Source organism: Pseudomonas sp. FW305-20, from assembly GCF_058788075.1.
The window spans coordinates 22,300-48,137 of the sequence record NZ_JBYTAJ010000042.1; the positions used below are offsets into that span (position 1 = coordinate 22,300).

A 25,838-nucleotide genomic window follows, 5' to 3' on the forward strand; every position below is an offset into this window, starting at 1 on the left:
CAAAGGGCGAGTGGCAGCTAAAGGGCGGGATTATAGCGTAAACATGGCGGGAATGACCCAGCGCATATTGCCCCCGTGAAGATGGCTCGGGCGATAGCAGGCGGCATTGCTCATCAGCGGCCTGCTCGCCAATAGATGCTGATATTGCCGTCAGTAGCCTGGCGGTAAACCGTATAAGGCAGGAGGACGGTATCGAAAACACCCGACAGGGTGAAATCCACCAATACGAACGGCAAGAGAATTCCCGTGGGATCAGGCGCTGCATTCAATACGCAAAAGTCGAACGCCAGACCACTGTAGATACGCGGGATGGACTGGCAGTAGGTCTTCTGCTTTCTAAGACTGCGAGCCGCGTCTTCTTCATCTTGCAGCACTGTAACAGCGGTCCCGCAGCCTGATAAAACCAGTGCAAAAGCGCTCAGCAACAGCGTTATTTTTATTGTCAAAATCTGCCCTCCGTGAACGTCAGGCAAACTAGCATTGCGGCTATTCAGGGCACAGTTCACGGGTTCTGCAGATCATGTAGGACATTTCATAAGAACCTGTCCCTTAATCTCGGGGGACTGTTCTGGCCCCATCGCGAGCAGGCTCGCTCCTACAGGGGATCTGTGTCGCCGGAGATCCAGTGTGAGAGCGAGCCTGCTCGCGATAGGACCGAAGGTCCGATTCAGGCAGCGCTAGAGATATCTTTGGGAAGACGCTGATCGATGATCTGATACAGCGCGCTGCTCTCAGGCCAGTTACGCATGAACCGCGCCCGATCCCGCGCATACGCCGGGGCGAAGCTGTTGAGCGAGGCATGCTGACACATCGAATCCAGATCGATCAGCGCCCAGCGATCGTCCTGCCAGAACAGGTTATGCCCCTTGAAATCCCCGTGACTGATCCGCTCGCCAATCAGCTCGGCAAACAAATGATCCAGCGCCAACAACTCGGCTTCCGGTGCCTCACCGCTTTCAACATAAGGCGCAAAGCGCTCGATGATGTCCGGCCCCGGCAAATACTCGGTCACCAGATAAGCCCGACTGCGCAGCCAGAGAAAACGTTTCTCCAGCAACGCCAACGGCTTGGGCGTGGCGATGCCGAGAAACGCCAGGCGATTGCCTTCGCGCCAGGAGTGCCAGGCACGGCTCGGGCGCCAGAAGCGTTTGAGCCAATGGGCAAAACCTTTGATGTTGTAGCGCTTGATTACCAGCGTGCGGCCGCCCACCTCGACCTTGCCGACGCTCGCCGCGCCGCCGGTCTTGTACAAATGGCCCTGATCGAGCAACACATCGGCCTGGGCCAGTACCGGCAGCATCGCCGCTTCTTCCTCGCGGCGAATCGCCCGCAAGCCGAACGCTCCGCGCTGGACACTGAACAGCGTGCAGTCGCGGCCGACCTTGATCAGGAAGTCCTTCAGGCGCCAGCTGCGCACCTTGTTGATCTGCTTCTGCAACGCTTCCATCGGCAAGGCATGCTCGCCGTTGCTCAGCAGGTAATACACCAGCAGCTCTTCGGTGAAAGGCTCCAGCGTCTTGGGCAATTGGGCGAAAAACACCCCGAGGTTTTCCAGGACTTTCTGTCGCGAGAGCGGCTGGCCAGGGGTTTCGGAGCAGACGCCGCCGCCATCGATCAAATACAACCGGCCGCGCTGGCGCAAAAGGTTGTCCAGGTGCAGGTCTTCCTGCCAGAGCCCCTTGCGATGCATTTGGCCGATGGCGCCCAACGCCTCGGCCAGCACAGCCCCTTGCATATCCGCCAGCACCGGCAAATGCTCGACCTGTTTCCAGGTTTCACCGAGGCTTTCGGCGCCCTCGATGAACTCGAACAGCAGCCAACCGCCCTCGCCGTCCTTCAGGCCATCCGCCAGCAACAACGGCGTGGTCAACCCCTGAGCCGCCAGCAACCGCACGCCGTCCAGTTCACGCTGGAAATGCCGCGCCGCTTTGCTGCCGACCAATAACTTGGCCAACACCGGGCGCCCGCGCCAGACGCCGGCACCGACATAACGCTGCCCCGGCAACACCCGCAGCAGACTCAGCAGCTGCAACTCGGCAGGGCCGGCAGCATCGGCCAGTGGAATGTTCAGCGGCAGGCGCGGGCTGCGTCCTGCGTTTTTCAGCTCAGACAAACGCATCAGCGCGTCTCCTTATGAGTGCGCCGCGCGATCAGGCGCGCAAGCCAGGCGTCGATCAACGAACTGTCTTGCGATTGATCCAGATAGGCGGCCAGCAGCTCACGCAACTGCGCTTCGCTCCACTCAGGCGCCCGACGCAGCAACGGCTCCAGGTCTTTGGCCCGATCACGCAGGCCAAACAGCAACGGCCGGGTCTTTTCCAGGTCGATCAGTTGGGCCAGGTAACCATCGCCAGTGGCCTGGAGAAAAATGTGCTTGGGGTAGAAGCAACCGTGAACCTGACGCGCGCCGTGCAGGCGCCGGGCCAATAGGCCACAGGCCTGAAGAATGGCCGAATGCTGCGCCGAACTCAGGTCCGACCAGCGCTGCAACAGCGAATCCAGGTCATCCCAACCGTCCAGGGCACGGGTCAGCAGAATCGCCCGAACTTCGCCGTCGACTTTACGCTCACCGAAAAACGCCGCTTTCAATGCTGGAATTCCGAGCTTTTCATAGCGACTGATATTGCGAAATTCACGGGCAAAGCTCGGCTCGCCAAAGGGCGCATGCAAGGTGCGCATCTGGTAGTTGCTCTGGCGCTTGAGGTAGTAGCCGTGACCTTCCAGATTCAGCCGAAACACGCTGCTCCAGCCGCCGCGAGCGGTGTTGGGCTCGTCCACAGCGTCGAGCTGCTTGGCCCAGAGTGCATCGAAGGTGCCGAGGCCGTGACGCTCAAGCAGCGCACGGTCTTCAGCGGCCAGAAAATCAGTCATTCGCGTCCCTCGAAAAATCTCACCACGTGCCGAATCCGTTTTTTGTCGGCGGCATTCAGCCGATCACACTGGCGGTATTGCAGATAAAAGCGCAGGCGCTGGGTAGCCGACAACTGATACTTGGCGACCTTGTCCAGACAGGCCAGGTCCTTGGTGATCCGGTATTTGAGCCAGAAGCCGCGCCAGAAATCGCCGTTGGGGCAGTCGATCAAAAACAGCCGGGGCTCATTGTCGATCAGCAGGTTGCGCCACTTCAAATCGTTATGGGTGAAGCGGTGGTCGTGCATGGTCCGGGTATAAACCGCCAGCTGCCGGCTGACATTGTCGACCCAGGCGCGGTCCGCCAGTTTCGGATCACGCCGCTCGGCCAGCGCCGACAAGTCTTCGGTATTGGGCAGTTCACGGGTGATCATCGCCCCGCGATCGTACGCCGCACCGCGACGCTCCAGGCCCCAGGCCACCACTTCAGCGGTAGGAATGCCCCACTTGGCGAAGCGCTTGAGGTTCTGCCACTCGGCCTTCACCCGAGGCTTGCCCAGGTAACGGCGCAGGCCTTTGCCCGCACCCACGTAGCGTTTGACGTAATAGTTGACGCCATTGCGCTGGACGCGAATGACCTCGGACAACGGGTCGCGGGTCAAGCGCTCGCCCTGAAGCGAAAACACGGCCTCAAGGCTGCCGAAATCTTCTGCCAGATCGCTGTACTCAGGCTCCAGTGTCCAACCCGCCATCAGAGCGCATCCCCGTATCGCTGTTTACGGTCGTAGAGTTTGTTGGCCTTGCCTTCGAGCCAGGCGAGCAACCCGGCCTCGTCACCCAGGATCTGGCGCAGGGGCCGCTGAAAATAGCCCTTGAGGAAACGCAATTTGTCGCGGCGGGTCAGGCCAATGTCCAGCGCCGAAAAATACAGCGCCGCCAGGTCCTTGTTGCGCCAGCGCCGGGTAATCGTCGGGCGGGTCTGGGCGCGGTGCAGGTCGATCACCGAGAGCCTGAAATCGTCGGCCGTCACCGGTTTGTCGGTGTGCAGCAGAAAGTGGCAGATGTAGCAGTCGCGATGGTTGACCCCGGCCCGGTGCATCATCCCGGTCATGCGCGCGACTTCGGCGATCAGCGCTCGCTTGAGTCTTGGCTCGGGCGAGTGCTTGGCCCAGTCAATGCTGAAGTCTTCGAGGCTGACAGTGGGCGCCAGCTCTTCGGTGATGATGAACGAATGCTGGTCCGCCGGGTTGCTGCCCTTCTCGCCGTAAGCCACGGCGGTCATGGTCGGCACACCGACTTCTTGCAGGCGCTGGATGGCCTTCCATTCCTGGCCGGCACCGAGCACCGGCAACTTGGCGGTGAGCAGGTTCTTGAAGATTTCGCCCCAGCCAATGCCACGGTGGATCTTCACGAAAAAACCACTGCCGTTGACTTCGGTACGCAGGGTCCGGCGCGCTTCAAGTTCGCGGTATACCTCGCCCCGGAGGCTCTCGACTTCGGCGAACGGGTCGCGTCCGGCCCAGAGGCTCTTGAACGGTTCAGCCAGCATCAACTTCATTAAGCGTGCTCCGCCAGAATCACATCGGCCGCGTGCTGCGGCATGCTGTAGAGGTCGGCCGTCGCGGCGAAGGCCAGACCGTTGCGGCTCCAGGCCGCCCGTGCATTTTCGTCATTCAACATGCCGGTCAGGTATTGCGTCAGCTGCGCCTGATCGAAAGGCTCGTCCAGCACCAGACCGGCGTCGGCCTCGGCGATGTAATGGGCGTAACCACACACCGCGCTCACCAGCACCGGCAACCCGGCCACCAGGGCTTCGAGCAACACAGTCCCGGTGTTTTCGTTGTACGCCGGGTGAATCAACAGATCGGCGCCGAGCAGAAAACGCGGGATGTCGCTGCGACCCTTGAGGAACGTCACGTTATCGCCGAGCCCCAGTGTGGCGCTCTGCATCTGGAACAATTTGGGGTCGTCCTGGCCAATTACAAACAGCCGGGTGCGTTTCTTCAGATCGGCGGGCAATGCGGCCAGCGCCTTGAGGCTGCGATCCACGCCTTTGGTCTTGAACCCGGAGCCGATTTGCACCAGCAGCAAATCGTCCTCTTTCAGGTTGAATTCGCGACGGAATTCGGCACGGATCTCGGCGGCATTGGCCGGTGCACGACGGTCCTGAGAGATACCCGGCGGCAGCAGATGGAAGCGCTCAAGCGGCGTGTCGTAATGCTTGATGAACAGCGGCTGCTGGACTTCGGAAATAATCAGCACTTCGGTCTTGGCGTCCTTGGCGAACACCGCGCGCTCGTACTCGGCGAAGTGCCGGTAGCGGCCCCAACGGCGGTACAGCGAGTTGCGCAGGTTCTGCGCCTTGTCTTCGAAGCAGCCGTCGGCGGCGTAGTAGACGTCCAGGCCGGGCATCTTGTTGAAACCGATCAGGCGGTCCACCGGACGCTTGGCCAGATCCGCTTCCATCCACTCGGTGAGTTTTTCGTTGCGACGATGATTGAAGAACGCCTTGACCGGCGCCACCAACACTTCGAAGCCCGGTGGAATGTCGCCTTCCCAGATCAGCGTGTAGACCCGAATCTGATGGCCGCGCTGCTGACATTCCAGGGCGATACGCATGAAATCGCGCTGCAAGCCCCCGAATGGAAAGTACTTGTACAAGACGAATGCCAATTGCATCAGCGCAGCTCCTCAGCCAGTAACAACGTGCTCAGTCGGGTCGCGACACGCTCGGGATTCAGACGCGTGAAGCACAGGGGCCACTCGCGCTTAAGGTCAAACTGACGGGCATCTTCGGCCGTCGGTTGATACGTACATTTCTTTTGCATACACGGCGCACAGGGGAAATCGCTGGCCATGTGGATCTGCGCTTTACCGTAGGCGCCGGTCAGGCCCGGGTTGGTCGGGCCGAACAGCGACAGCGTCGGCACGTCCAGCGCTGCGGCGAGGTGACCGAGACCGGTGTCCACCGCCACGCAGGCTTGCGCGCCGGCCAGCACTTTGCCGACACCCGCCAGGTTCAGCTTGGGCAGCACTTCGACGTGCCGCATGTCTTTGGCGATGCGCTCGGCCCGGGCTTTCTCGATCGGATTACCCCACGGCAGCTTCACCGCGACACCGAGATAGCCGACACGCTCTGCCAACTCGCGCCAGTAGGCTTCAGGCCAGTGTTTGGTGTCCCACGTGGTGCCGTGCAGGAATACCACGTATGGATTCTTGCGCGGCAGCTCCACCAGTCGCTCGATGTTCAGGCCGTAATCGCCCAAGCCTTTTGGCAGGTCGTAACCCAGGGCCACGGCGAACAGCTGACGCACTCGCTCTACCGCGTGTTGCCCACGGGCCACGGCCAGACGCCGGGAATAGAAGCGGGCGGCAATCGGCTCGCGGGCCGAGTTTTTATCCAGCCCGGCCACCGGGGCTTTGGCGTATCGGGTCAGCAAGGCGCTTTTGAGCAGGCCCTGGGCATCGATCACCAAATCATATTTGTTGGCGCGAACGCTTTGCTTGAAGCGTTTCCATTCGCCACTCTTGATGGTCTGCCAGATGTTTTTGCGCCAGCGACGGATCGCCACCGGAATCACCTTGCCCACGGCCGGGTGCCAGGTCGGGATTTCGGCGAAGCCCTCTTCCACCACCCAGTCGAACTGGATGCCGGGGATCGCCCGTGCCGCGTCGGTCAGCGCCGGCAACGCGTGAATCACGTCGCCCAGCGAAGAAGTCTTGATCAGCAGTACCCGCAAACTATTTGACCTCGACCACAGTGCCCTGCAAACGCTGCAAGGCTTCGTTCACCGCTTGCGGCATGAGTTGGCGCAGGCAGTTGTAATGACCGAAACGACACGTGCGATCGAAGCAGGGGCTGCATTCGATGCCCAGGCGCACGATCTCGACGTGCTCGGCCAATGGCGGCGTGAAACCCGGCGATGTCGAGCCGTAAATCGCCACCAACGGGCGATTCAACGCAGCGGCGACGTGCATCAGGCCGGAGTCGTTGGACACCACCGCGTCGGCGCAGGACATCAGGTCGATGGCTTCGGCCAGGGAAGTGCCGCCGCTGAGGTTCACCGACTCTTCACGCAAACCGGGAATCAGCCGCGAGCGGATGTCTTCGCCGACGGCGTGATCGTTCTTCGAACCGAACAGCCAGACTTGCCAGCCTTCGCGGATTTTCGCTTCGGCGACCTTGGCATAGTGCTCGGACGGCCAGCGCTTGGCCTCGCCAAACTCGGCGCCGGGGCACAGCACCAACACCGGACGGTCGAGAGCCAGGCCGAACTTGGCCAATGCCGCTTCGCGAGTGACCGGGTCAATCTGCAGGCTCGGCCGTGGATACGGGGTCGGCAGTTCGGAACCCGGCTCGTAAGCCAGGGCCATGAAGCGTTCGATCATCAGCGGGTAACGTTCTTTGTCCAGCGTGCGCACGTCATTGAGCAGGCCGTAGCGGAATTCGCCACGCCAGCCGGTGCGTTTCGGGATGCCGGCGAAGAACGGCACCAATGCCGACTTCAGGGAATTGGGCAGCAGGATCGCCTGGTCGTACTGGCCGGCCAGGGATTTGCCGATGCGCCGACGCGTCGCCAACTCCAAAGCACCGTGACCGAGCGGAAAGCTCAAGGCCTGGCGTACTTCGGGCATGCGCTCAAGAATCGGCCGGCTCCACTCGGGGGCCAGCACGTCGATTTCGCATTGCGGGTGGCGCTGCTTGAGGCACTGAAACAGTGTCTGCGCCATCACCATGTCACCGACCCAACTGGGCCCAACGATCAGAATTTTCATGTGGTTTCCATAAACGAACCGGGGAGGCATACGCCCCCCCGCCTCGATAATCCAGCACCTGCGGGGTGAACCGTCAGGTCATTTGGACGAGCTGATTGGGGCTCGTCGGATCAATTTAATACACATTCATGTCAGTCAGCATAAACCTCTGTGGCGAGGGAGCTTGCTCCCGCTGGGCTGCGCAGCAGCCCCAAAATTTGCCACTGCATTCTCATGACAGACTGCACAAGCTGATTTGGGAGCGCTTCGCACTCCAGCGGGAGCAAGCTCCCTCGCCACAAAAACCCGCTCCCACATTTGAATCTCGTCGCCTGCTCAGCTTAGCCCCAGCTCGCGCCAGATCCGCACTACCTGCCGCCTTTCGTCCACGAACTGGTCGCCCGGTATCACCCCGGCGTCCTTCTGCAAGGCCTGCCGGTGAGCGGCTGAACGATAGGCTTTATAGGCCTCGCGCAACAGGCTGGCGTCTTCGGCGGGCATCAGCCCTTCCTCCTCCAGCCCTTCCAGAATGCGGATGTTGTCAGTCCAGCGCAGCAATGGCGGGTGCGATTCGGACCACGCCAGGGCCGCGTATTGCACCATAAATTCAATATCGACGATACCTCCGGCGTCCTGCTTGAGATCGAACGGCGCCGTGGCCTCGAAGGCATTTGCCCCGGTGCCCGCCGCAGTACTCTTGCTGCCAAGGTTATCGCGCATTTTGGCGCGCATCTCGCTGACCTCTTGGCGCAACGTCGCCAGGTCACGCGGCTTGCCCAATACCGCCGCGCGGACTTTCTCGAATGCCTGGCCGACGTCCGGGCTGCCCACCAATACCCGCGCCCGCACCAACGCCTGGTGTTCCCAGGTCCAGGCTTCATTTTCCTGATACCGGGCAAACGCTCCGAGCGAACTCACCAGCAACCCCGACGCGCCGGACGGCCGCAGTCGCATGTCCACTTCATACAGCTGACCGGAGTTGGTCTGGGCCGTGAGCAAGTGAATGATCCGCTGCCCCAGCCGGGTGAAAAATTGCGCGCCGTCGATAGGTTTCGGCCCGTCGGTTTCCGCCTGCGGATCGCCATCGTGGATGAACACCAGGTCCAGGTCGGAACCATGCCCCAATTCCAGGCCGCCGACTTTCCCGTAACCGACAATGATGAAGCCGGGATCGCACAAAGTGCCGTCGGTACGCAGCGGCGTACCGTACTTGGCCACGGTCTGGCGCCAGGCCAGGGCCAGCACTTGCTCGAGGATCGCTTCGGCGAGCCAGGTCAGGTAATCGCTGACTTTCATCAACGGTAGGCTGCCAGCGATTTCCGAAGCGGCGACGCGCAAGCGGTGCGCCAGTTTGAAATGTCGCAGGGCTTCCATTTGCTGTTCGAGGTCGTCTTCGGGAATCCGCGTCAAACGCTCGCGCAACTCGGCGGCCAATTCCGGTGCCAGCGGCGGCTTGAACAGCCGGCCTTCGTTGAGCAATTCGTCGAGCAGCAGCGGGAAGCGGGTGATCTGTTCAGCGATCCACGGGCTCGCGGCGCACAGGGTCAACAAACGTCGCAGCGCGCCGGGGTTTTCGGTCAGCAACACCAGGTACGCGGAACGACGGGCCACAGCTTCCACCAGCGGCAAGACTCTTTCCAGCACCAGATCCGGATTGGCGTGCTCCACGGCCTGCGCCAGCAACCGCGGAATAAAGGCATCGAGGCGCTCGCGACCCAAGCGCTGCATCGCGCGCAATTGCGGACTGCCGCGCAAACCGGCCAACGCTTTCAAAGCTTTGGTGGCATCAGCGAAACCGCCCTCTTGCAACTGACGGCAAGCGGCCTCTTCATCCTGAGCCTCTTCCCACAGCGGCAGCCATTCGCCGCCGACCACCACTTCGCTTTCGGTGCCTTCCTCTTCGTCGGGATCGGCGATCACCTGACCAAAGTGCCAGGCCACGCGGCCACGCCAATACATAAGCTGTTCGTGGAAAGCGGCCCAATCGGCGAAGCCCAACATAAAAGCGATGCGCGCCTGATCCTGCGCGCCGTCCGGCAGCATTTGGGTCTGGCGGTCGGCAATCGCCTGGATCGCATGCTCGGTGTACCGCAGGAATTCGTAGCCTTCGCGCAGTTCGCTGACCACCGCTGGCGGCAAGTAACCCTGACCTTCCAGCGTGCTCAGTACTTTTAATAGAGGCCGCTGCTGCAAGCTCAGGTCGCGGCCGCCGTGGATCAGCTGGAAGGCCTGGGCGATAAATTCGACTTCACGAATACCACCGGAACCGAGTTTGATGTTGTCGGCCATGCCCTTGCGCCGCACTTCCTGCTGGATCAGCTGCTTCATGGTGCGCAGCGCTTCGATCGCAGAGAAGTCGAGGTATCGCCGGTAAACGAACGGCCGCAGCATCTCTTGCAATTGCGCGCCGGCCACTTGATCGCCAGCCACCACCCGCGACTTGATCATCGCGTAGCGTTCCCAGTCGCGGCCCTGATCCTGGTAATACTGCTCCAGCGCGTTGAAGCTCAACACCAATGCGCCGGCCGAACCGTAAGGCCGCAGGCGCATGTCGACGCGGAATACAAAACCGTCGACGGTCATCGGGTCCAGGGCCTTGATCAGGCGCTGGCCGAGACGAATAAAAAATTCCTGGTTATCCAGCGAGCGTTTGACGCCGACGGTTTCGCCCCCCTCGGGATAGGCGAAGATCAGGTCGATGTCCGACGACAGGTTGAGCTCCACCGCACCGAGCTTGCCCATGCCGAGAATGACCATTTGCTGTGGCTCGCCGCTGCGCCGGCCAGTCGGCACGCCGAACTGCTGGCAGTGCCGCGAGTACAACCACTGATAGGCCTGATCGATGCTGGCATCGGCCATGTCCGAGAGGTCGCGGCAGGTCTGGATTAGATCGCACTGACGTGTCAGGTCGCGCCAGATGATCCGCACCTGATGACGGCTACGCTGACGGCGCAGGGCGCGACCGAGCTCATCGTCGGTGTCCGCTGCATTCACCGCGGCCGCAATCTGTGCGCACAACTCGCCGGGCGCAAAGCTTCGATCCAGCTCACCGGACTGCACCAGTTCCAGCAACATCAACGGGTCGCGGACACTTTGTTCAATCACGAAGTCGCTGGCAGCGGTGACGCGGGCGAATTGCGCCCAGCGTTCAGGCGTCCAGCCGGCCAGGCCATGGTCGTCGTCGAGGCCGGCGACGGCCGTGCGGAACGACTGTTCGGCACGGGTGATAAACGGCAGGAGGATGCCGGGCAGTTCGGCAAGCGAAGGGAGGCTCATGGTCTATCCTTGATCGGCGTGTAGAGGGCTGCATGTAGTGATTCGCGAGAATGCACTACCTGATCGACTGTCGAACAAAGGTTAGAAATAGCTGAAATTTCTTTATTTTTGGCAGACAGCATCAAGCTTTCACCTTTTCTGGTTGGCAAAAGACCAACCTTAACGATTATTCTCACAACGCAGCTGGAGGCCACAAGCCGCTCATCTGTAGTTTTACTACTCGTATATACATTCGAAAGGCTGAAATGCCCGATGATTTGTAGTAAAACTACACGCCGCCGGAACAACCTCTCGGCAATCCAAGAATTTATATCGTCTGCCCACAAGGCCAGTCGCAAACTCAGGCAACCGATTCTGGAAGCCTTTCCGCCCTGGAGCAAGCCATGCAAGACCTCGATCCCGTCGAAACCCAGGAATGGCTGGACGCCCTGGAATCGGTTCTCGACAAAGAAGGCGAAGACCGCGCTCACTATCTGATGACCCGTATGGGCGAACTCGCAACCCGTAGCGGTTCGCAATTGCCTTACGCCATCACCACGCCATACCGCAACACGATCCCCGTTACCCACGAAGCACGCATGCCTGGCGACCTGTTCATGGAACGCCGCATTCGCTCGTTGGTACGCTGGAACGCGATGGCCATGGTGATGCGTACGAACCTGAAAGATTCTGACCTGGGCGGTCACATCTCCAGCTTCGCCTCCAGCGCAACCCTGTATGACATCGGCTTCAACTACTTCTTCCAGGCCCCGACCGACGAACACGGCGGCGACCTGATCTACTTCCAGGGCCACACCTCGCCAGGCGTTTACGCCCGCGCATTCATGGAAGGCCGCATCACCGAAGACCAGATGAACAACTTCCGCCAGGAAGTGGACGGTCAGGGCCTGTCGTCCTATCCGCACCCTTGGCTGATGCCTGATTTCTGGCAGTTCCCTACCGTATCCATGGGTCTGGGCCCGATCCAGGCGATCTACCAGGCACGCTTCATGAAGTACCTGGAAGCCCGTGGTTTCATCCCGGAAGGCAAGCAAAAAGTCTGGTGCTTCCTGGGCGACGGCGAGTGCGACGAGCCGGAATCCCTGGGCGCGATCTCGCTGGCTGGCCGCGAAAAGCTAGACAACCTGATCTTCGTTATCAACTGCAACCTGCAGCGCCTTGATGGCCCGGTTCGCGGCAACGGCAAGATCATCCAGGAACTCGAAGGCGTGTTCCGCGGTGCTCAGTGGAACGTGACCAAAGTCATCTGGGGCCGCTTCTGGGATCCACTGTTGGCCAAAGACGTCGACGGCATCCTGCAACGCCGCATGGACGAAGTCATCGACGGCGAGTACCAGAACTACAAAGCCAAAGATGGCGCGTTCGTGCGTGAACACTTCTTCAACTCGCCAGAACTCAAGGCGATGGTTGAAGACTTGTCCGACGACGAGATCTGGAAACTCAACCGTGGCGGCCACGACCCGTACAAGGTCTACGCGGCGTACCACGAAGCGGTCAACCACAAAGAACAACCGACCGTCATCCTGGCCAAGACCATCAAAGGTTATGGCACCGGTGCCGGCGAAGCGAAGAACACCGCGCACAACACCAAGAAAGTGGATGTTGAAAGCCTGAAGCTGTTCCGCGATCGTTTCGACATCCCGGTAAAAGACGAAGAGCTGGAAAACCTGCCGTTCTTCAAGCCAGAGCCAAACAGCGCCGAAGCCCGCTACCTGAGCGAGCGCCGCACTGCACTGGGCGGTTTCGTGCCACAGCGCCGCGCCAAGAGCTTCGACATCCCGACGCCACCACTGGATACCCTCAAGGCAATCCTGGACGGCTCGGGCGACCGTGAAATCTCCACCACCATGGCTTTCGTGCGGATCCTCGCGCAGCTGGTCAAGGACAAGGAAATCGGTTCGCGCATCGTTCCGATCATCCCGGACGAAGCCCGTACCTTCGGTATGGAAGGCATGTTCCGTCAGTTGGGCATCTACTCCTCCGTCGGCCAGCTCTACGAGCCAGTCGATAAAGACCAGGTGATGTTCTACAAGGAAGACAAGAAGGGCCAGATCCTCGAAGAAGGCATCAACGAAGCGGGCGCCATGAGCTCCTTCATCGCAGCCGGTACTTCGTACTCCAGCCATAACCAGCCAATGCTGCCGTTCTACATCTTCTACTCGATGTTCGGCTTCCAGCGTATCGGCGACCTCGCCTGGGCCGCTGGCGACAGCCGCACCCGTGGCTTCCTGATCGGCGGCACCGCCGGCCGGACCACGCTGAACGGCGAAGGCCTGCAACACGAAGACGGTCACAGCCACATCCTGGCTGCCACCATCCCGAACTGCCGCACCTTTGATCCAACCTACGGCTACGAGCTGGCGGTGATCATCCAGGACGGCATGAAGAAAATGACCGAAGAGCAGCAGGACGTTTTCTACTACATCACCGTGATGAACGAGTCCTACCAGCAGCCAGCCATGCCGGCCGGTGTCGAGGAAGGCATCATCAAGGGCATGTACCTGCTCGAGGAAGACACCCGCGAAGCGGCGCACCACGTTCAGCTGATGGGCTCCGGCACCATCCTGCGTGAAGTTCGCGAAGCGGCGAAAATCCTGCGTGAACAGTTCAACGTCGGCGCTGACGTGTGGAGCGTTACCAGCTTCAACGAACTGCGTCGCGATGGCCTGGCCGTAGAGCGCAGCAACCGTCTGCACCCGGGTCAGAAGCCTAAACTGAGCTATGTCGAAGAGTGCCTGAACGGCCGTCAAGGTCCGGTCATCGCGTCTACCGACTACATGAAGCTGTTCGCTGAGCAAATTCGTCAGTGGGTCCCGTCCAAGGAATTCAAAGTCCTGGGCACCGACGGTTTCGGCCGCAGTGACAGCCGCAAGAAGCTGCGTCACTTCTTCGAAGTCGACCGTCATTTCGTGGTGTTGGCAGCCCTGGAAGCCTTGGCTGACCGTGGTGATATCGAGCCTAAAGTGGTGGCTGAAGCCATCGCCAAGTTCGGGATCAACCCGGAAAAACGCAACCCACTGGACTGCTGAGGAGACACTCTGTGAGCGAACTCATTCGCGTACCTGACATCGGCAGCGGTGAAGGTGAAGTAATCGAACTATTTGTGAAGGTCGGCGACCGTGTGGAAGCCGACCAGAGCATCCTGACGCTTGAGTCGGACAAGGCGAGCATGGAAATTCCTGCGCCCAAGGCCGGCATCGTCAAAAGCATCAAAGTGAAGCTGGGCGATCGCCTGAAAGAAGGCGACGAACTGCTGGAGCTGGAAGTCGAAGGTGCCGCTGCTGCGGCCCCTGCGGCTGCCGCTGCGCAGGCGCCAAAGGCTGAAGCGAAACCGGCTGCTGCTCCGGCAGCTGCCGCGCCAGCCGCAGCTCCGGCTGCCGCCAGCGTCCAGCAAGTGCACGTGCCGGACATCGGTTCGTCGGGCAAGGCCCAGATCATCGAGATCCAGGTCAAGGTCGGCGACACCGTCGCGGCTGATCAGTCGCTGATCACCCTGGAATCCGACAAGGCCAGCATGGAAATCCCATCGCCTGCCGCTGGCGTGGTCAAGAGCATCAGCGTCAAGCTCAACGACGAAGTCGGCACTGGCGACCTGATTCTGGACCTGGAAGTGGCGGGTGCTGCGGCCCCTGCTGCTGCCGCGCCAGCCCAGGCTGCTGCGCCTGCTCCGGCCGCCGCTGCTGCTCCAGCCGCCGCGCCTGCTGCACCGGTTGCCGACAGCGTTCAGGACATTCATGTCCCGGACATCGGTTCGTCGGGCAAGGCCAAGATCATCGAAGTCCTGGTCAAGGCTGGCGACACCGTCACCGCCGACCAGTCGCTGATCACCCTGGAATCCGACAAGGCCAGCATGGAAATCCCATCGCCTGCCGCTGGCGTGGTGGAAAGCGTTTCGGTCAAGCTGGATGACGAAGTCGGTACCGGCGACCTGATCCTCAAGCTGAAAGTCAAAGGCGCTGCGCCTGCTGCTGCCCCGGCAACCGCCGCTGCTGCTCCTAGTGCTCCAGCTCCAGCCGCCGCTGCTCCTGCTGCTCCGGCACCGGCAGCACCAGCTGCTGCACCGGCCAAGCCAGGCGCCAAGGTTCACGCGGGCCCGGCAGTACGCCAACTGGCTCGCGAGTTCGGCGTCGAGCTGAACGCTGTTGGCGCCAGTGGTCCGCACGGTCGCATCCTGAAAGAAGACGTGCAGGTTTACGTCAAAGCCATGATGCAGAAAGCCAAGGAAGCACCGGCCGCTGCTGCTGGCGCAACCGGCGGCGCGGGCATCCCGCCGATTCCGGTCGTGGACTTCAGCCGCTTCGGTGAGACCGAGGAAGTGCCGATGACCCGCCTGATGCAGATCGGCGCGTCGAGCCTGCACCGCAGCTGGCTGAACATTCCGCACGTGACTCAGTTCGATTCGGCTGATATCACCGACCTGGAAGCGTTCCGTATCGCTCAGAAAGCCGTTGCAGAGAAGGCTGGCGTCAAGCTGACCATCCTGCCGCTGCTGCTCAAATCCTGCGCGCACCTGCTCAAGGAACTGCCGGACTTCAACAGTTCGCTGGCACCAAGCGGCAAGGCGATCATCCGCAAGAAGTACGTGAACATCGGCTTCGCCGTCGACACCCCTGAAGGCCTGCTGGTACCGGTCATCAAGAACGTCGACCAGAAGAGCCTGTTGCAACTGGCAGCCGAAGCCGCCGTGCTGGCCGCCAAAGCCCGCGACAAAAAGCTCACCGCTGACGACATGCAAGGCGCCTGCTTCACCATTTCCAGCCTCGGCCACATTGGCGGCACCGGCTTCACGCCGATCGTCAACGCGCCGGAAGTGGCGATCCTCGGTGTTTCCAAGGCAACCATCCAGCCAGTCTGGGACGGCAAAGCCTTCCAGCCGAAACTGATGCTGCCGCTGTCGCTGTCCTACGATCACCGTGTGATCAACGGCGCCGCTGCTGCACGCTTCACCAAGCGTCTGAGCGATCTGCTGGCGGACATCCGCACGATCCTGCTGTAACACCGATCGGCCCTCCTTCATCGGAGGGCCCGTCGCGTTCCACGTTTTCCGAGCGCCACGCTCGTACCTCAACCCCGCCAGTTTGGCGGGGCTTTTTTTGCCCTCAAGAAAACCATCCCCATTCAGCATTCCAGGTAGCAGCTGTCGAGCTTGCGAGGCTGCGTTCGGCTGCGAAGCAGTCGTCAGATCAGAACTTGCGGTGCATCAGGTAGACCGCGTTAGCCGGTTTCACGACGGCTACGCCGCCGAACGCAGCCTCGCAGGCTCGGCAGCTGCTACAGGCCGCATTAGGGCTGAACTGACTGGCATTGGGCCCTCTCCCGAGTTTTATTCCTACATTCACGGCTTACGCCGCCTACAACTCGAGTCCACTTCCGCCCGATATTTTTCGCAAGCCAATAACTAATCTTAGTTGGTAGCCCCCCAATAGATTCTTCTACAACTTAATCTGCTTAGTTAGCATTACTTCGAATGGATTCGAACATGTTCAAACCAACTGTCGGCCCTATTATTGGCCACACAACAACTAACCACGTCCGCATTTTCTTGCGCGGCGAACTTCAAAACACTGCACCAGTATTTGCAGGCATTCGTTATCGACGAACAGGCGAAGAGCGCTGGTCCCAAGGTGTATTTGCAAAGTTGACGATCTTGCGGGATATGTCCGACGTAATTGCACTCAACGAACTTGCCACCGACACCGAGTACGAATACCAGGCAGGCTGGTTCAGCCCCATGAGCCCGGTGCATACCGTGGAAACGGTTCAGGAACTGCCGCTGCAATGGCCGCGCGTCATCTACCGGTTTCGCACACTATCCAGCAAGGCCGCGATTCCACGGGCCTATATCGTCGGTTCCTGTCGCTACCTGCGCATGACCGCTGGCATCCCGTCTGCACCGTATCTGGGCGACAGGATTTTCGCCTCGATCACCCATCTGGCGCAGCAGGCCGAACCGCCCATCAGCGCCATGTTGATGACCGGCGATCAAATCTATGTCGATGACCTGAACGTCATTGCTCCCGACCGGGAATACAAGGCAATACTCAGTAAGTACCGTGCAGCTTTTTCCCAACCCAATATTGCAAAATTAATGTCCGGCGTCCCGACTTACATGATCCTCGACGATCATGAAATCGAAGACAACTGGCCCGCCAACGAAAGTAAGGCAGATGCCTACTTATACAAAAATGCCATCGCGGCGTATGAGTTGTATCAAGCCAGTCATAGCCCCACACATGAACTTCTTGCCAGCGGGCAAGTAAACAAGCAACTGCAACACTATTGGTATCAATTCGCCGAAGGCGATATCGAATGGTTTGTCACTGACAGTCGAACCCGACGCAACCTGTCGGCCAATGATCGACGCATCCTTGACGAAGAGCAGGAACAAGCCTTGTGCAAATGGTTGATTCACAGCCCGGCCAGGGTCAAGTTCGTGGTCACCAGCGTAATGTTCTACCCCGACCGCAAGCTTCACGGTGATGACGCCTGGAAAGCTTTCCCGGAACAACGGCTACGACTGCTGGAGACCATTCGTACGCACCGAATAAAGAACGTCTTCTTCGTGTCCGGCGATGTCCATGGCTCCCTGACCAGTCGCCTGACCCACAGCGAAGACCCGGACTTCGCGGTGCACACTATCGTCTCCTCGCCTTTGTGCAACAGCAAACTGCTGCCGTATGCCAAGGCATCCACTTTCATCCTCGGCCAACCATTGGCGCGAACAGCCGCTGGCGACTATCAGCATGAACTGACCAGCCAGGTGGTCAGCCAGGACAACTTTGCCCATCTGGTCGTTGATCAGGAGAAGGTTCAGGTCAACTATCACGACCGGGACGGCCAGCTGCTGCAATCGGTAGGCATTCCTTTGCGTTAAACCAAACCTGTGGCGAGGGAGCTTGCTCCCGCTTGAGTGCGCAGCGCTCACAAGATTTTTGGGCCGCTGCGCAACCCAGCGCGAGCAAGCTCGCTCGCCACAGTGCTCCAAACGATTACTTTTAGCCATCCATTGGAGAAATCCTCTCTCCTGCCGACATATTCTTATAGCACTTGGCCTTCATGTCTCTTGTCAGTCACTGTCGCAATGATGCAACCTTGCCGCAGTTAACAGTACAGAGGGCGGAAGCCCGGCGCGATCAGCCTATTCGAAGTGAGTTCCCCTCCATATGAAGAGCCAACCCGATGCCGCCAGCCGTATGGTGGCCGAGGTAGTGACGCAGTTGCCTGTGCCCTCGCGGCTCGGCATGCTGCGTTTCGAACGGCTGAATGAAGCGAGCTGGGCGCTGCTGTTTCTCGATCCCAATTGCGAACGACAGTTCGGCCTGCCGGCTGTGGAGCTCTGTGCTCTGGTCGGCTCGCCCTACGCCAGCCTGATGGAGCCCGAAGCGCGCTATCAGCTGCATGACGCGGTTCAGCAACAACTCACCGAAAGCCCGCATTACCTGATCCGCTACACACTGCACACCGCCGCAGGTTCCTTGAACCTGCTAGAACTGGGCGAAGCCTACAAACAACACAATCGACACCTGCTACGCGGCTACCTGTTGGTAATCGACGGCTTGTTCGAGGGTGAGCAACTGCTGCCGGCCCTGGACCTGGAAACCCAGAACTCCCGCCTGCAAATCGCCCTGGAACTCAATCAGCGCGCCCAGCAGGAACAGCTTCTGCACCTGGACCGGGTGCGCGCCCAGCAAGACTTGATCCTGCTGCTGACCCGCCAGCGCTATAGCAGTAACAACTCCCTGAAAGAAGCCGCCGAACTGATCACTCGCAGCGCCTGTGACATTTACGAAATCGACTGCGCCAGCCTGTGGAACCTCGAAGGTTCACAGCTCGTGCCGATTTCGGCCTATCACCGCGCCAGCCAGGAATACCTGCTGCCGGAGCCGATGGACGTCAGTCTCTTCCCTGATTACCTGGATGCCTTGCAGACCGGCCGCGCCATCGACGCCCACAACGCCATGCGCGACCCGCGTACCCGGCAAATGGCCGAACACATGCGTCCGCGCGATGTGAATGCGATGCTCGACGCCAGCATTCGCGTCGATGGCCAAGTGGTCGGCGTACTCTGCCTGGAACAGACCGGTACGCCCCGCGCCTGGCAATCGGACGAAATTGCGTTCGCCGGAGAGTTGGCGGATCAGTTCGCCCAAGTCATCAACAACCACAACCGCCGCACTGCTACCAGCGCCCTGCACCTGTTCCAGCGTGCGGTAGAGCAAAGCGCCAACGCCTTTTTGCTGGTCAATTGCGATGGCGTGGTGGAATACGTCAACCCCAGCTTCACGGCGATCACCCAGTACACCACCGAAGAAGTCCACGGCCAGCGGCTGTCGGAACTGCCGGCACTGGAAAACCTCAGCGAGTTGCTGTTCGACGCGCCCTCGGCGCTGGCCAAGAGCAACAGCTGGCAGGGTGAGTTCAAAAGCCGCCGTAAAAACCTCGAACCCTACTGGGGCCAGTTGTCGATTTCCAAGGTTTACGGCGACAACCGCGAGCTGACGCATTACATCGGCATCTATGAAGACATCACCCAGACCAAGCTCGCTCAGCAGCGCATCGAGCGTCTGGCTTACACCGACAACCTGACCAACCTCGGCAACCGCCCCTCCTTTATCCGCAACCTCGACGAACGTTTCGCCCGAGACAGCGATACACCGATCAGCTTGTTGCTGGTGGACATCGACAACTTCAAGCGGATCAACGACAGCCTCGGCCACCAGACCGGCGACAAACTGCTGATCAGCCTGGCCCGGCGTCTGCGCAACAGCCTGAGCCCGAGCGGCAGCCTGGCGCGGTTCGCCAGTAACGAATTCGCCGTGCTGCTGGACGACACCGACCTGCGTGCGGGTCAACAGATTGCCAATCAACTGCTGGCGACCCTCGACAAGCCGATGTTCGTCGACAACCAGCTGATCAGCGTCACCGGCTCCGTAGGCCTGGCCTGCGCGCCGTTGCACGGCCGCGATCCGCAAACCCTGATGCGCAACGCCGGCCTCGCCCTGCACAAGGCCAAGGCCAACGGCAAACATCAGGTCCAGGTGTTCACCGAAGCGCTGAACGCCGAAGCGAGCTACAAACTGTTCGTCGAAAACAACCTGCGCCGCGCCCTGACCCAGAACGAGCTGGACGTGTTCTACCAGCCCAAGCTCTGCCTGCGCAGCGGTCGCCTGCTGGGGATGGAAGCGCTGCTGCGCTGGAACCATCCGGAAAAAGGCATGATCCGCCCGGACCAGTTCATCAGCGTCGCCGAAGAAACCGGCCTGATCATTCCGATTGGCAAATGGATCGCCCGCCAGGCCTGCCGCATGAGCAAAGACCTGACCGCCGCAGGCCTGGGCAATCTTCAGGTGGCCATCAACCTGTCGCCCAAGCAGTTCTCCGATCCGGACCTGGTATCGTCCATCGCCAACATCCTCAAGGAAGAAGCGCTACCGGCAAACCTGCTGGAACTCGAACTCACCGAAGGCCTGCTGCTGGAAGCCACCGAAGACACCCACTTGCAGCTCGATCAGCTCAAGCGCCTGGGCCTGACCTTGGCCATGGATGACTTCGGCACCGGTTACTCATCGCTCAGCTACCTGAAAAAATTCCCGATCGACATCATCAAGATCGATCGCAGCTTCATCCACGAAATCCCGGACAACCAGGACGACATGGAAATCACCTCCGCGGTGATTGCCATGGCCCACAACCTGAAACTCAAGGTCGTGGCTGAAGGCATCGAGACCGCCGAGCAGTTGGCTTTCCTGCGCCGCCACCGCTGCGACGTCGGCCAGGGTTACCTGTTCGACCGACCGATCCCCGGCGTAGAGCTGATCGAAAAGCTCAAACGCTACCCGCGTGGCCCGCTATCGCTGTAACACAACAGCACCCTGTGGGAGTGAGCCTGCTCGCGATAGCGGTGTATCAGCGACAACGATGCAGACTGCCACGACGCCATCGCGAGCAGGCTCATTCCCACATTTTGACTAGTGATTAACTTGGCATCATTGGGCACACTGGCGGTCTGTGTATTTACATTCAAACCTGACTGAGAGGACTGATCATGGTTCTGCGCTCGGAAATCCTGGTGAACAAAAACGTGCTCCCGACTAAAGAACAAGCTCTGCCCGGCCGTGAAACCCCAATGACCGTGCCGGAAAAACACTTCGTCCACGACGCCCCGCTGCTGGGCCCATTCGCGATGGACGTGGATTTCGCGATCTTCGGCCTCGGCTGCTTCTGGGGCGCAGAGCGCAAGTTCTGGCAGCGCGAAGGTGTGGTCAGTACGGCGGTGGGTTATGCCGGCGGCTTTACGCCGAACCCGACGTATGAAGAAGTCTGCTCGGGCCTGACCGGCCACAGCGAAGTGGTACTGGTGGTCTACGAGCCGGCAAAAGTCAGCTATGAAGAGCTGCTGAAAATGTTCTGGGAATTGCACAACCCGACTCAGGGCATGCGCCAGGGCAATGACATCGGTACTCAGTACCGCTCGGTGATCTACGCCACCAACCCTGCTCAACTGGCGGCGGCCGAACACAGCAAGCAAGTGTTCCAGGCTGAGCTGACCAAGGCTGGCAAAGGCACCATCACCACTGAAATCGAAGAAGCCCCGACGTTCTACTTTGCCGAGGCGTACCACCAGCAATACCTGGCGAAAAACCCTGAAGGGTATTGCGGGATTGGCGGTACCGGCGTGACTTGCCCGATCTGACTTTCGGGCCCTGATCGTTCCCACGCTCTGCGTGGGAATGCAGCCCGGGACGCTCCGCGTCCCTACCGAAGTGGAAGCGGAGCGTCCGTTGAGGCATTCCCACGCAGAGCGTGGGAACGATCACTGGTCAACTTTCAGCAATCAACCAATCCATCTGCCAACCACCCTGGGTCTGCCCCAACTTCTTGGACAACCACGGCAGCAACTCACGCAATTCCTCTTCCAGCCCCCACGGCGGATTCGCAATCGCCAGCCCCGAACCGTTCAGGCTGTTCGGCGTATCCAGCGGATGCACCAGCAACTCGACCCGCAACAACTTCGGTGCGCCCGTACCCGCCAAGTCCTGATAAAAACGCCGCAACAGGCGCTGGTCCTTCACCGGGTACCAGATCGCCGCCACGGTTTGGCGCATCCGGCCAATCGCCTCTTTCAGCGACGCCGCACAGCGCTGCATCTCATCCAGCTGCTCGAACGGCGGATCGATCAACATCACCGCCCGCTTCTCCTGCACCGGCAACATCGCACGCGGCACATGCCAGCCTTCGCCCAGATGCACCTTGACCCGACGGTCGCCAGCCATGTTGTCCTTGAGCAACACACCATCTTCCGGGTGCTTCTCGTTGAGCATCACCCGATCCTGCGGCCGCGTCAGCCGCCGCGCCAACTCCGGCGACCCCGGGTAATAGCGCAACTGGCCATCCGGGTTCATCTCGTGCAGCACCTTCATGTAATCAGCGGTCAACGCCGGCAGATCCGGCTGATCCCACAAACGCGCAATACCTTCCAGGTATTCACCGGTACGGCTCGCCTGATCGCCCTGCAGGTCATACAGACCAATGCCGGCGTGAGTGTCGAGATAGGCAAACGGCTGCTCCTTGCGCGACATCAAAGCGATGATGCGGGTCAAAGTCAGGTGTTTGAACACATCGGCGTGATTGCCGGCATGGAAGGCGTGACGATAATTCATGGCTGCTCCTGCGAAGGGCGGGAAGTTTACCTTGTACGGGGCTGGACGTCAGGGCCTCACAGCCGAGCGGACAGTTGCAGCACGCATAAAGGGGAAAACACACCTCAGCTAGGCCGTAACACGATCTGTAGCAGCTGGCGAAGCCTGCGTTCGGCTGCGCAGCAGTCGTAAACCCTGCCTGCACGGTGCACCTGAAACACCGCAAGCTCTGATTTTACGACTGCTGCGCAGCCGAATGCAGGCTTCGCCAGCTGCTACAAAAACGTGCGTATCAACTTAACTGAACAGCATCAGCGAAAACCCCCGGCGCTACTCCGAAGACCGAGCCTTCAATCGTCGTCCCAACACATCCAGCACATCACACCCATCCCGCAACGGAATGGCACAGAGCAAAGCAAAATCACTGAGAAGGAAGGACTGACACTCGATCGAACCGCGCATGGACAAGTTCTCCATCACTTGGGTGACGGCACGAATTCGGAAGTTGGCAGCGTCATACAAAACATCCCGCGGCGCTTGGGTGTCGACGAACAGGGTCGGCATGTCGTCGCAATTGCTGGTGAGTACCATGAAGCGGCTTTGGGGATGGGGGGTTGGTTTTTCATAGGGGGGATCGGGATGAAGTGTTTTCATTTTTTGAGACCTTGGTGGATAAATTCAAGCTACCAACGGCCTTTCCTACGGGCTTGGGTGGCAGCCGTGCGCGGGAGTAGGAAACTGAGGATCCACCAAACTCAGCCACGCCGAAGCGTGTCCCACGCACAGCCGCCGCGAACGATCTTACGGACACAAATAAAGTGCCGCAATCAAACGACAGCGTTGACGCGCGGTGAATTTCCAAGGGTTCCTACACCCTGCCACTGCATTTGCAGCGACAGCCAAAGACTATCCATGGAGCTCACTTCGCACCAGTTCATGGAAACCGCTACGAGTTGAAGGAAACTTCCGACGATCTTGCCCAGAAAATTCGCTACCCTTCACATCGTGCATGGTCAAATAAGCAAGCACCAACAAATTAAAAAGCCGAGAAAACACTCACTTATTATTGACAATAATTCTCAAACACTACAGCCAAGCATTAAATTTATCTCTCGGTTAAGTACTACCCTCACCAAGTTGAAAAATCCTCCTGACTCGCTTTATACAGATCATCAACCCACGCTTCGGATAACTTGAGGTACACATCTTCAAAAAACGCCCGCGGATTTTTCATTTCGTTCCACCCAGGAGGGAGCAAGGAGGGGGACATCGGATCATGTTCCAAAATCTCAGAAAAAACACTTGAGTCACCATCAAGAGCCTCTCCCAACACAAAAAACAAAACAAATTTGTGCCGATAACTCAACGCAGCGAAACGCTTGACAATAAACCGAGATATTAAGAACTCTCTATCTGAAGGACAATCAGGATCGTACGCCGACAACTCAACCCCAAGACTCTCCTCGCGATCATATATATCGAACCCGCCGAGAAAATGCCCTAGGCTTGGGTTGTATGGAGCATTCAGATACGGATGCATCAGCATTAGATTTTCTCTATCGGATAAAGCGCTATAGGCTGCAGTGTCTCAAAGTCGAATTTCATCTCAAAGGCATTCATCTGAGGAATGAAACGCGGATTTGTTGGATCTAAAGGATTAGGCTCATATCCCTGACCTACGTTTTCAGCCTCCATTCTTACTAACAAATTTCCTTTACTATCCTCCCCAGTAAAACGAGACATTTTTCTAGTCTCCCTTGTCATCGCTTCATTATAAGCATTCAGCTGCGCTCTATAGCTTATAAACTTAGAGCTCGGAACGGCTCTCCACCTTTCGCTCTCACCATGAAGTTCGCAGCTAGTGGTTTGTTGCTGAACAGCAGGACCCGAACCATTCGCCCAATTCTTATACATAGTTCGCAGTGTAGAAATCAATTTTTTAATAGGTATTAATAACATCATTTTTCAAAAGCCGACCATAACTGAACACAATAGAATACGGGCCAGAAGCAACTAAACTAAAAAATCACTAAAACTCTTTACCAACTCGCTGGGTCTTCAAGATTGGCCTTTTGAAAATCCTCTTTCCACTCGATAGTTGCCAAACGATAAATATCTTCAAAAAAAGCTCTCGTATTTTCCATTTCATCCCACCCACAGGGAAATGAGGAGTACGCCTCTGGGTCGTACTTAAAAAGCGACTGAAAGTCGTAGTTTTTATCCTCAAGCGCCTTTTCCAAACACTTGTAAAGTAAAAAGCGGTGTCGATAGGTACGATTTCTAACCAGACAATACTTGAGTATTAGCTCCTCTCTGTCCGACGGGTCATTCGGATTAAATTTCTCCAACTCCTCTCCAAGTGTTTCTTCACGATCATAAATATCGAAGCAGCCCAAAAAATATGAAGGTGTAGGTATATATGGCTGCTGAGTATCAGGATCAATAAACATAATCTTCCTCACTTGATCGGATATAACGTAAAAGGAACGCCAGCATCATCAAACTTCATTTCAAAACCGTCCAATTTAATAAGCCTTGGATTTTCCTTTGACCTAGTGTTTGGTATATATCCCTCCCCGGCACCCGGAAGCCTCATTCTAACGATGTTATTATCCTCTCCGTCCTTCCCCGTAAATCGAGACAGCCCTCGCTCAGTCCTCGTTGTTGCAAGAGTGTAAGCCTCGAGCATCAACTCCCAACTGCTAAATCTGGAACTTGGATTACCACGTTGGTGCCTAGGTCTTCTACCAGTTATCGGATCCGTACCATCAATAGCACGCTGCTTCCACTTAGCATCTGGTACCGCTGGACTATGTTTTCCAACCATATGCATGCCTTGACTGTCGTTTAATCTTTTAACTTCTTTCTTGGCAAGCTCCGCAGCACTCAGCTTGGGCTTCGGCAGCGCCGGCTCACCCTCATCCACCCTAGCGCCAGTCGTATCATCCGGCGCCCCACACCCAAGCTTATTAGGCGGCGGACAACTCCCGCTCAACCCCAACGGATCAACCCATCCCGTCGGATTCGGCGTGTACTGGTACTGGTTCAGCCCACCCGCCAACTTGATCGGATCGGGCGTCAGGTACCGGCCCACCTCCGGATCATAGTACCGATGCCGGTTGTAATGCAGGCCGCTCTCGGCGTCGAAGTACTGCCCTTGAAAGCGCAACGGCTGCTCGAGTTGTTCTCCTCCACCGAACGCCAGGCGAGTGACTTGGCCGTAGGCGTTGTACGTCGCCGACCAGACGATGTCGCCGCTGTAATCGGTGAGTTCTTGCGGTGTGCCAAGGTGGTCGAGTTGGTAGTAGAACGGGCAAG

General features: G+C 58.8%; 20 protein-coding genes. 5 read left to right on the plus strand and 15 right to left on the minus strand.

Annotated features, from left to right (window positions below):
* Nucleotides 1-113: 113 nt before the first annotated feature.
* The 9 genes from AC3WP4_RS25550 to glnE all read right to left on the minus strand — a co-directional run bounded on the left by AC3WP4_RS25550 (nucleotide 114) and on the right by glnE (nucleotide 10,881).
* Nucleotides 114-446, minus strand: a complete 333-nt coding sequence (locus tag AC3WP4_RS25550) for a YceK/YidQ family lipoprotein (RefSeq protein WP_074873081.1) — start codon at nucleotides 444-446, stop codon at nucleotides 114-116.
* Nucleotides 447-667: 221 nt separating this feature from the next.
* Nucleotides 668-2,119 (minus strand): lipopolysaccharide kinase InaA family protein, encoded by a 1,452-nt coding sequence (locus tag AC3WP4_RS25555; RefSeq protein ID WP_102616452.1) that lies wholly within the window; start codon nucleotides 2,117-2,119, stop codon nucleotides 668-670.
* Nucleotides 2,119-2,871 carry a lipopolysaccharide kinase InaA family protein gene (locus AC3WP4_RS25560; protein WP_074873074.1) on the minus strand — a complete coding sequence of 251 codons (753 nt, stop codon included), beginning with the start codon at nucleotides 2,869-2,871 and terminating at the stop codon, nucleotides 2,119-2,121. The genes AC3WP4_RS25555 and AC3WP4_RS25560 overlap by 1 nt, the downstream gene beginning before the upstream one ends.
* On the minus strand, nucleotides 2,868-3,602 hold the full coding sequence (locus AC3WP4_RS25565; protein ID WP_102616451.1) for a lipopolysaccharide kinase InaA family protein: 735 nt from the start codon (nucleotides 3,600-3,602) through the stop codon (nucleotides 2,868-2,870). The genes AC3WP4_RS25560 and AC3WP4_RS25565 overlap by 4 nt, the downstream gene beginning before the upstream one ends.
* Complete coding sequence (gene rfaP / locus AC3WP4_RS25570; RefSeq protein WP_102616450.1) at nucleotides 3,602-4,408, minus strand: lipopolysaccharide core heptose(I) kinase RfaP; 807 nt, start codon at nucleotides 4,406-4,408, stop codon at nucleotides 3,602-3,604. Before rfaP ends, AC3WP4_RS25565 begins: the two co-directional genes overlap by 1 nt.
* Nucleotides 4,408-5,529 carry a glycosyltransferase family 4 protein gene (locus AC3WP4_RS25575; protein WP_102616449.1) on the minus strand — a complete coding sequence of 374 codons (1,122 nt, stop codon included), beginning with the start codon at nucleotides 5,527-5,529 and terminating at the stop codon, nucleotides 4,408-4,410. The genes rfaP and AC3WP4_RS25575 overlap by 1 nt, the downstream gene beginning before the upstream one ends.
* Nucleotides 5,529-6,590, minus strand: a complete 1,062-nt coding sequence (gene waaC, locus AC3WP4_RS25580) for a lipopolysaccharide heptosyltransferase I (protein WP_074873062.1) — start codon at nucleotides 6,588-6,590, stop codon at nucleotides 5,529-5,531. The genes AC3WP4_RS25575 and waaC overlap by 1 nt, the downstream gene beginning before the upstream one ends.
* 1 nt (nucleotide 6,591) lies before the next feature.
* The gene (waaF, locus tag AC3WP4_RS25585; RefSeq protein WP_074873060.1) at nucleotides 6,592-7,626 is read right to left on the minus strand and encodes a lipopolysaccharide heptosyltransferase II; all 1,035 of its coding nucleotides are present in this window, start codon (nucleotides 7,624-7,626) and stop codon (nucleotides 6,592-6,594) included.
* Between the two features lie 315 nt (nucleotides 7,627-7,941).
* Nucleotides 7,942-10,881 (minus strand): bifunctional [glutamate--ammonia ligase]-adenylyl-L-tyrosine phosphorylase/[glutamate--ammonia-ligase] adenylyltransferase, encoded by a 2,940-nt coding sequence (gene glnE, locus AC3WP4_RS25590; protein WP_102616448.1) that lies wholly within the window; start codon nucleotides 10,879-10,881, stop codon nucleotides 7,942-7,944.
* A 383-nt stretch (nucleotides 10,882-11,264) separates the two neighbouring features.
* Here glnE and aceE point away from each other — a divergent pair, with 383 nt between their 5' ends.
* The 5 genes from aceE (at nucleotide 11,265) to msrA (ending at nucleotide 21,574) form a co-directional block, all read left to right on the plus strand.
* Nucleotides 11,265-13,910, plus strand: a complete 2,646-nt coding sequence (gene aceE / locus AC3WP4_RS25595) for a pyruvate dehydrogenase (acetyl-transferring), homodimeric type (protein WP_074873054.1) — start codon at nucleotides 11,265-11,267, stop codon at nucleotides 13,908-13,910.
* An 11-nt stretch (nucleotides 13,911-13,921) separates the two neighbouring features.
* Nucleotides 13,922-15,877, plus strand: coding sequence for a dihydrolipoyllysine-residue acetyltransferase (gene aceF, locus AC3WP4_RS25600; RefSeq protein ID WP_102616447.1), 1,956 nt, complete (start codon nucleotides 13,922-13,924; stop codon nucleotides 15,875-15,877).
* 483 nt (nucleotides 15,878-16,360) lie between these two features.
* Nucleotides 16,361-17,755: an alkaline phosphatase D family protein gene (locus tag AC3WP4_RS25605; protein ID WP_102616446.1), complete on the plus strand. Its 1,395-nt coding sequence runs from the start codon at nucleotides 16,361-16,363 to the stop codon at nucleotides 17,753-17,755.
* A gap of 289 nt (nucleotides 17,756-18,044) precedes the next feature.
* Nucleotides 18,045-20,741 carry a putative bifunctional diguanylate cyclase/phosphodiesterase gene (locus AC3WP4_RS25610; RefSeq protein WP_074873041.1) on the plus strand — a complete coding sequence of 899 codons (2,697 nt, stop codon included), beginning with the start codon at nucleotides 18,045-18,047 and terminating at the stop codon, nucleotides 20,739-20,741.
* A gap of 185 nt (nucleotides 20,742-20,926) precedes the next feature.
* Nucleotides 20,927-21,574 carry a peptide-methionine (S)-S-oxide reductase MsrA gene (gene msrA / locus AC3WP4_RS25615; protein WP_074873040.1) on the plus strand — a complete coding sequence of 216 codons (648 nt, stop codon included), beginning with the start codon at nucleotides 20,927-20,929 and terminating at the stop codon, nucleotides 21,572-21,574.
* 127 nt (nucleotides 21,575-21,701) lie between these two features.
* Here the strand turns inward: msrA and AC3WP4_RS25620 are convergent, their stop codons facing one another.
* From AC3WP4_RS25620 to AC3WP4_RS25645, 6 genes are all read right to left on the minus strand, one after another.
* On the minus strand, nucleotides 21,702-22,541 hold the full coding sequence (locus AC3WP4_RS25620; protein ID WP_076028900.1) for a 23S rRNA (adenine(2030)-N(6))-methyltransferase RlmJ: 840 nt from the start codon (nucleotides 22,539-22,541) through the stop codon (nucleotides 21,702-21,704).
* Nucleotides 22,542-22,850: 309 nt separating this feature from the next.
* Nucleotides 22,851-23,174, minus strand: coding sequence for a hypothetical protein (locus AC3WP4_RS25625; RefSeq protein WP_102616445.1), 324 nt, complete (start codon nucleotides 23,172-23,174; stop codon nucleotides 22,851-22,853).
* Between the two features lie 475 nt (nucleotides 23,175-23,649).
* Nucleotides 23,650-24,066 carry a hypothetical protein gene (locus AC3WP4_RS25630; RefSeq protein ID WP_076028902.1) on the minus strand — a complete coding sequence of 139 codons (417 nt, stop codon included), beginning with the start codon at nucleotides 24,064-24,066 and terminating at the stop codon, nucleotides 23,650-23,652.
* Nucleotides 24,066-24,263: a hypothetical protein gene (locus AC3WP4_RS25635; protein WP_076028903.1), complete on the minus strand. Its 198-nt coding sequence runs from the start codon at nucleotides 24,261-24,263 to the stop codon at nucleotides 24,066-24,068. Before AC3WP4_RS25635 ends, AC3WP4_RS25630 begins: the two co-directional genes overlap by 1 nt.
* Before the next feature lie 296 nt (nucleotides 24,264-24,559).
* Nucleotides 24,560-24,970 (minus strand): hypothetical protein, encoded by a 411-nt coding sequence (locus AC3WP4_RS25640; RefSeq protein WP_076028904.1) that lies wholly within the window; start codon nucleotides 24,968-24,970, stop codon nucleotides 24,560-24,562.
* 8 nt (nucleotides 24,971-24,978) lie between these two features.
* Nucleotides 24,979-25,838: RHS repeat domain-containing protein (locus AC3WP4_RS25645; RefSeq protein WP_173860495.1), on the minus strand; the 860-nt coding region annotated here is incomplete at its 5' end.

What these genes read in the sequence shown, in the direction of transcription:
- AC3WP4_RS25555 (WP_102616452.1), bottom strand. Translation starts at nt 2,119, where the DNA reads ATGCGTTTGTCTGAGCTGAAAAACGCAGGACGCAGCCCGCGCCTGCCG.
- AC3WP4_RS25560 (WP_074873074.1), bottom strand. Translation starts at nt 2,871, where the DNA reads ATGACTGATTTTCTGGCCGCTGAAGACCGTGCGCTGCTTGAGCGTCAC.
- AC3WP4_RS25565 (WP_102616451.1), bottom strand. Translation starts at nt 3,602, where the DNA reads ATGGCGGGTTGGACACTGGAGCCTGAGTACAGCGATCTGGCAGAAGAT.
- rfaP (WP_102616450.1), bottom strand. Translation starts at nt 4,408, where the DNA reads ATGAAGTTGATGCTGGCTGAACCGTTCAAGAGCCTCTGGGCCGGACGC.
- AC3WP4_RS25575 (WP_102616449.1), bottom strand. Translation starts at nt 5,529, where the DNA reads ATGCAATTGGCATTCGTCTTGTACAAGTACTTTCCATTCGGGGGCTTG.
- waaF (WP_074873060.1), bottom strand. Translation starts at nt 7,626, where the DNA reads ATGAAAATTCTGATCGTTGGGCCCAGTTGGGTCGGTGACATGGTGATG.
- glnE (WP_102616448.1), bottom strand. Translation starts at nt 10,881, where the DNA reads ATGAGCCTCCCTTCGCTTGCCGAACTGCCCGGCATCCTCCTGCCGTTT.
- aceE (WP_074873054.1), top strand. Translation starts at nt 11,265, where the DNA reads ATGCAAGACCTCGATCCCGTCGAAACCCAGGAATGGCTGGACGCCCTG.
- AC3WP4_RS25605 (WP_102616446.1), top strand. Translation starts at nt 16,361, where the DNA reads ATGTTCAAACCAACTGTCGGCCCTATTATTGGCCACACAACAACTAAC.
- AC3WP4_RS25610 (WP_074873041.1), top strand. Translation starts at nt 18,045, where the DNA reads ATGAAGAGCCAACCCGATGCCGCCAGCCGTATGGTGGCCGAGGTAGTG.
- msrA (WP_074873040.1), top strand. Translation starts at nt 20,927, where the DNA reads ATGGTTCTGCGCTCGGAAATCCTGGTGAACAAAAACGTGCTCCCGACT.
- AC3WP4_RS25620 (WP_076028900.1), bottom strand. Translation starts at nt 22,541, where the DNA reads ATGAATTATCGTCACGCCTTCCATGCCGGCAATCACGCCGATGTGTTC.
- AC3WP4_RS25625 (WP_102616445.1), bottom strand. Translation starts at nt 23,174, where the DNA reads ATGAAAACACTTCATCCCGATCCCCCCTATGAAAAACCAACCCCCCAT.
- AC3WP4_RS25630 (WP_076028902.1), bottom strand. Translation starts at nt 24,066, where the DNA reads ATGCTGATGCATCCGTATCTGAATGCTCCATACAACCCAAGCCTAGGG.
- AC3WP4_RS25635 (WP_076028903.1), bottom strand. Translation starts at nt 24,263, where the DNA reads ATGTCTCGTTTTACTGGGGAGGATAGTAAAGGAAATTTGTTAGTAAGA.
- AC3WP4_RS25640 (WP_076028904.1), bottom strand. Translation starts at nt 24,970, where the DNA reads ATGTTTATTGATCCTGATACTCAGCAGCCATATATACCTACACCTTCA.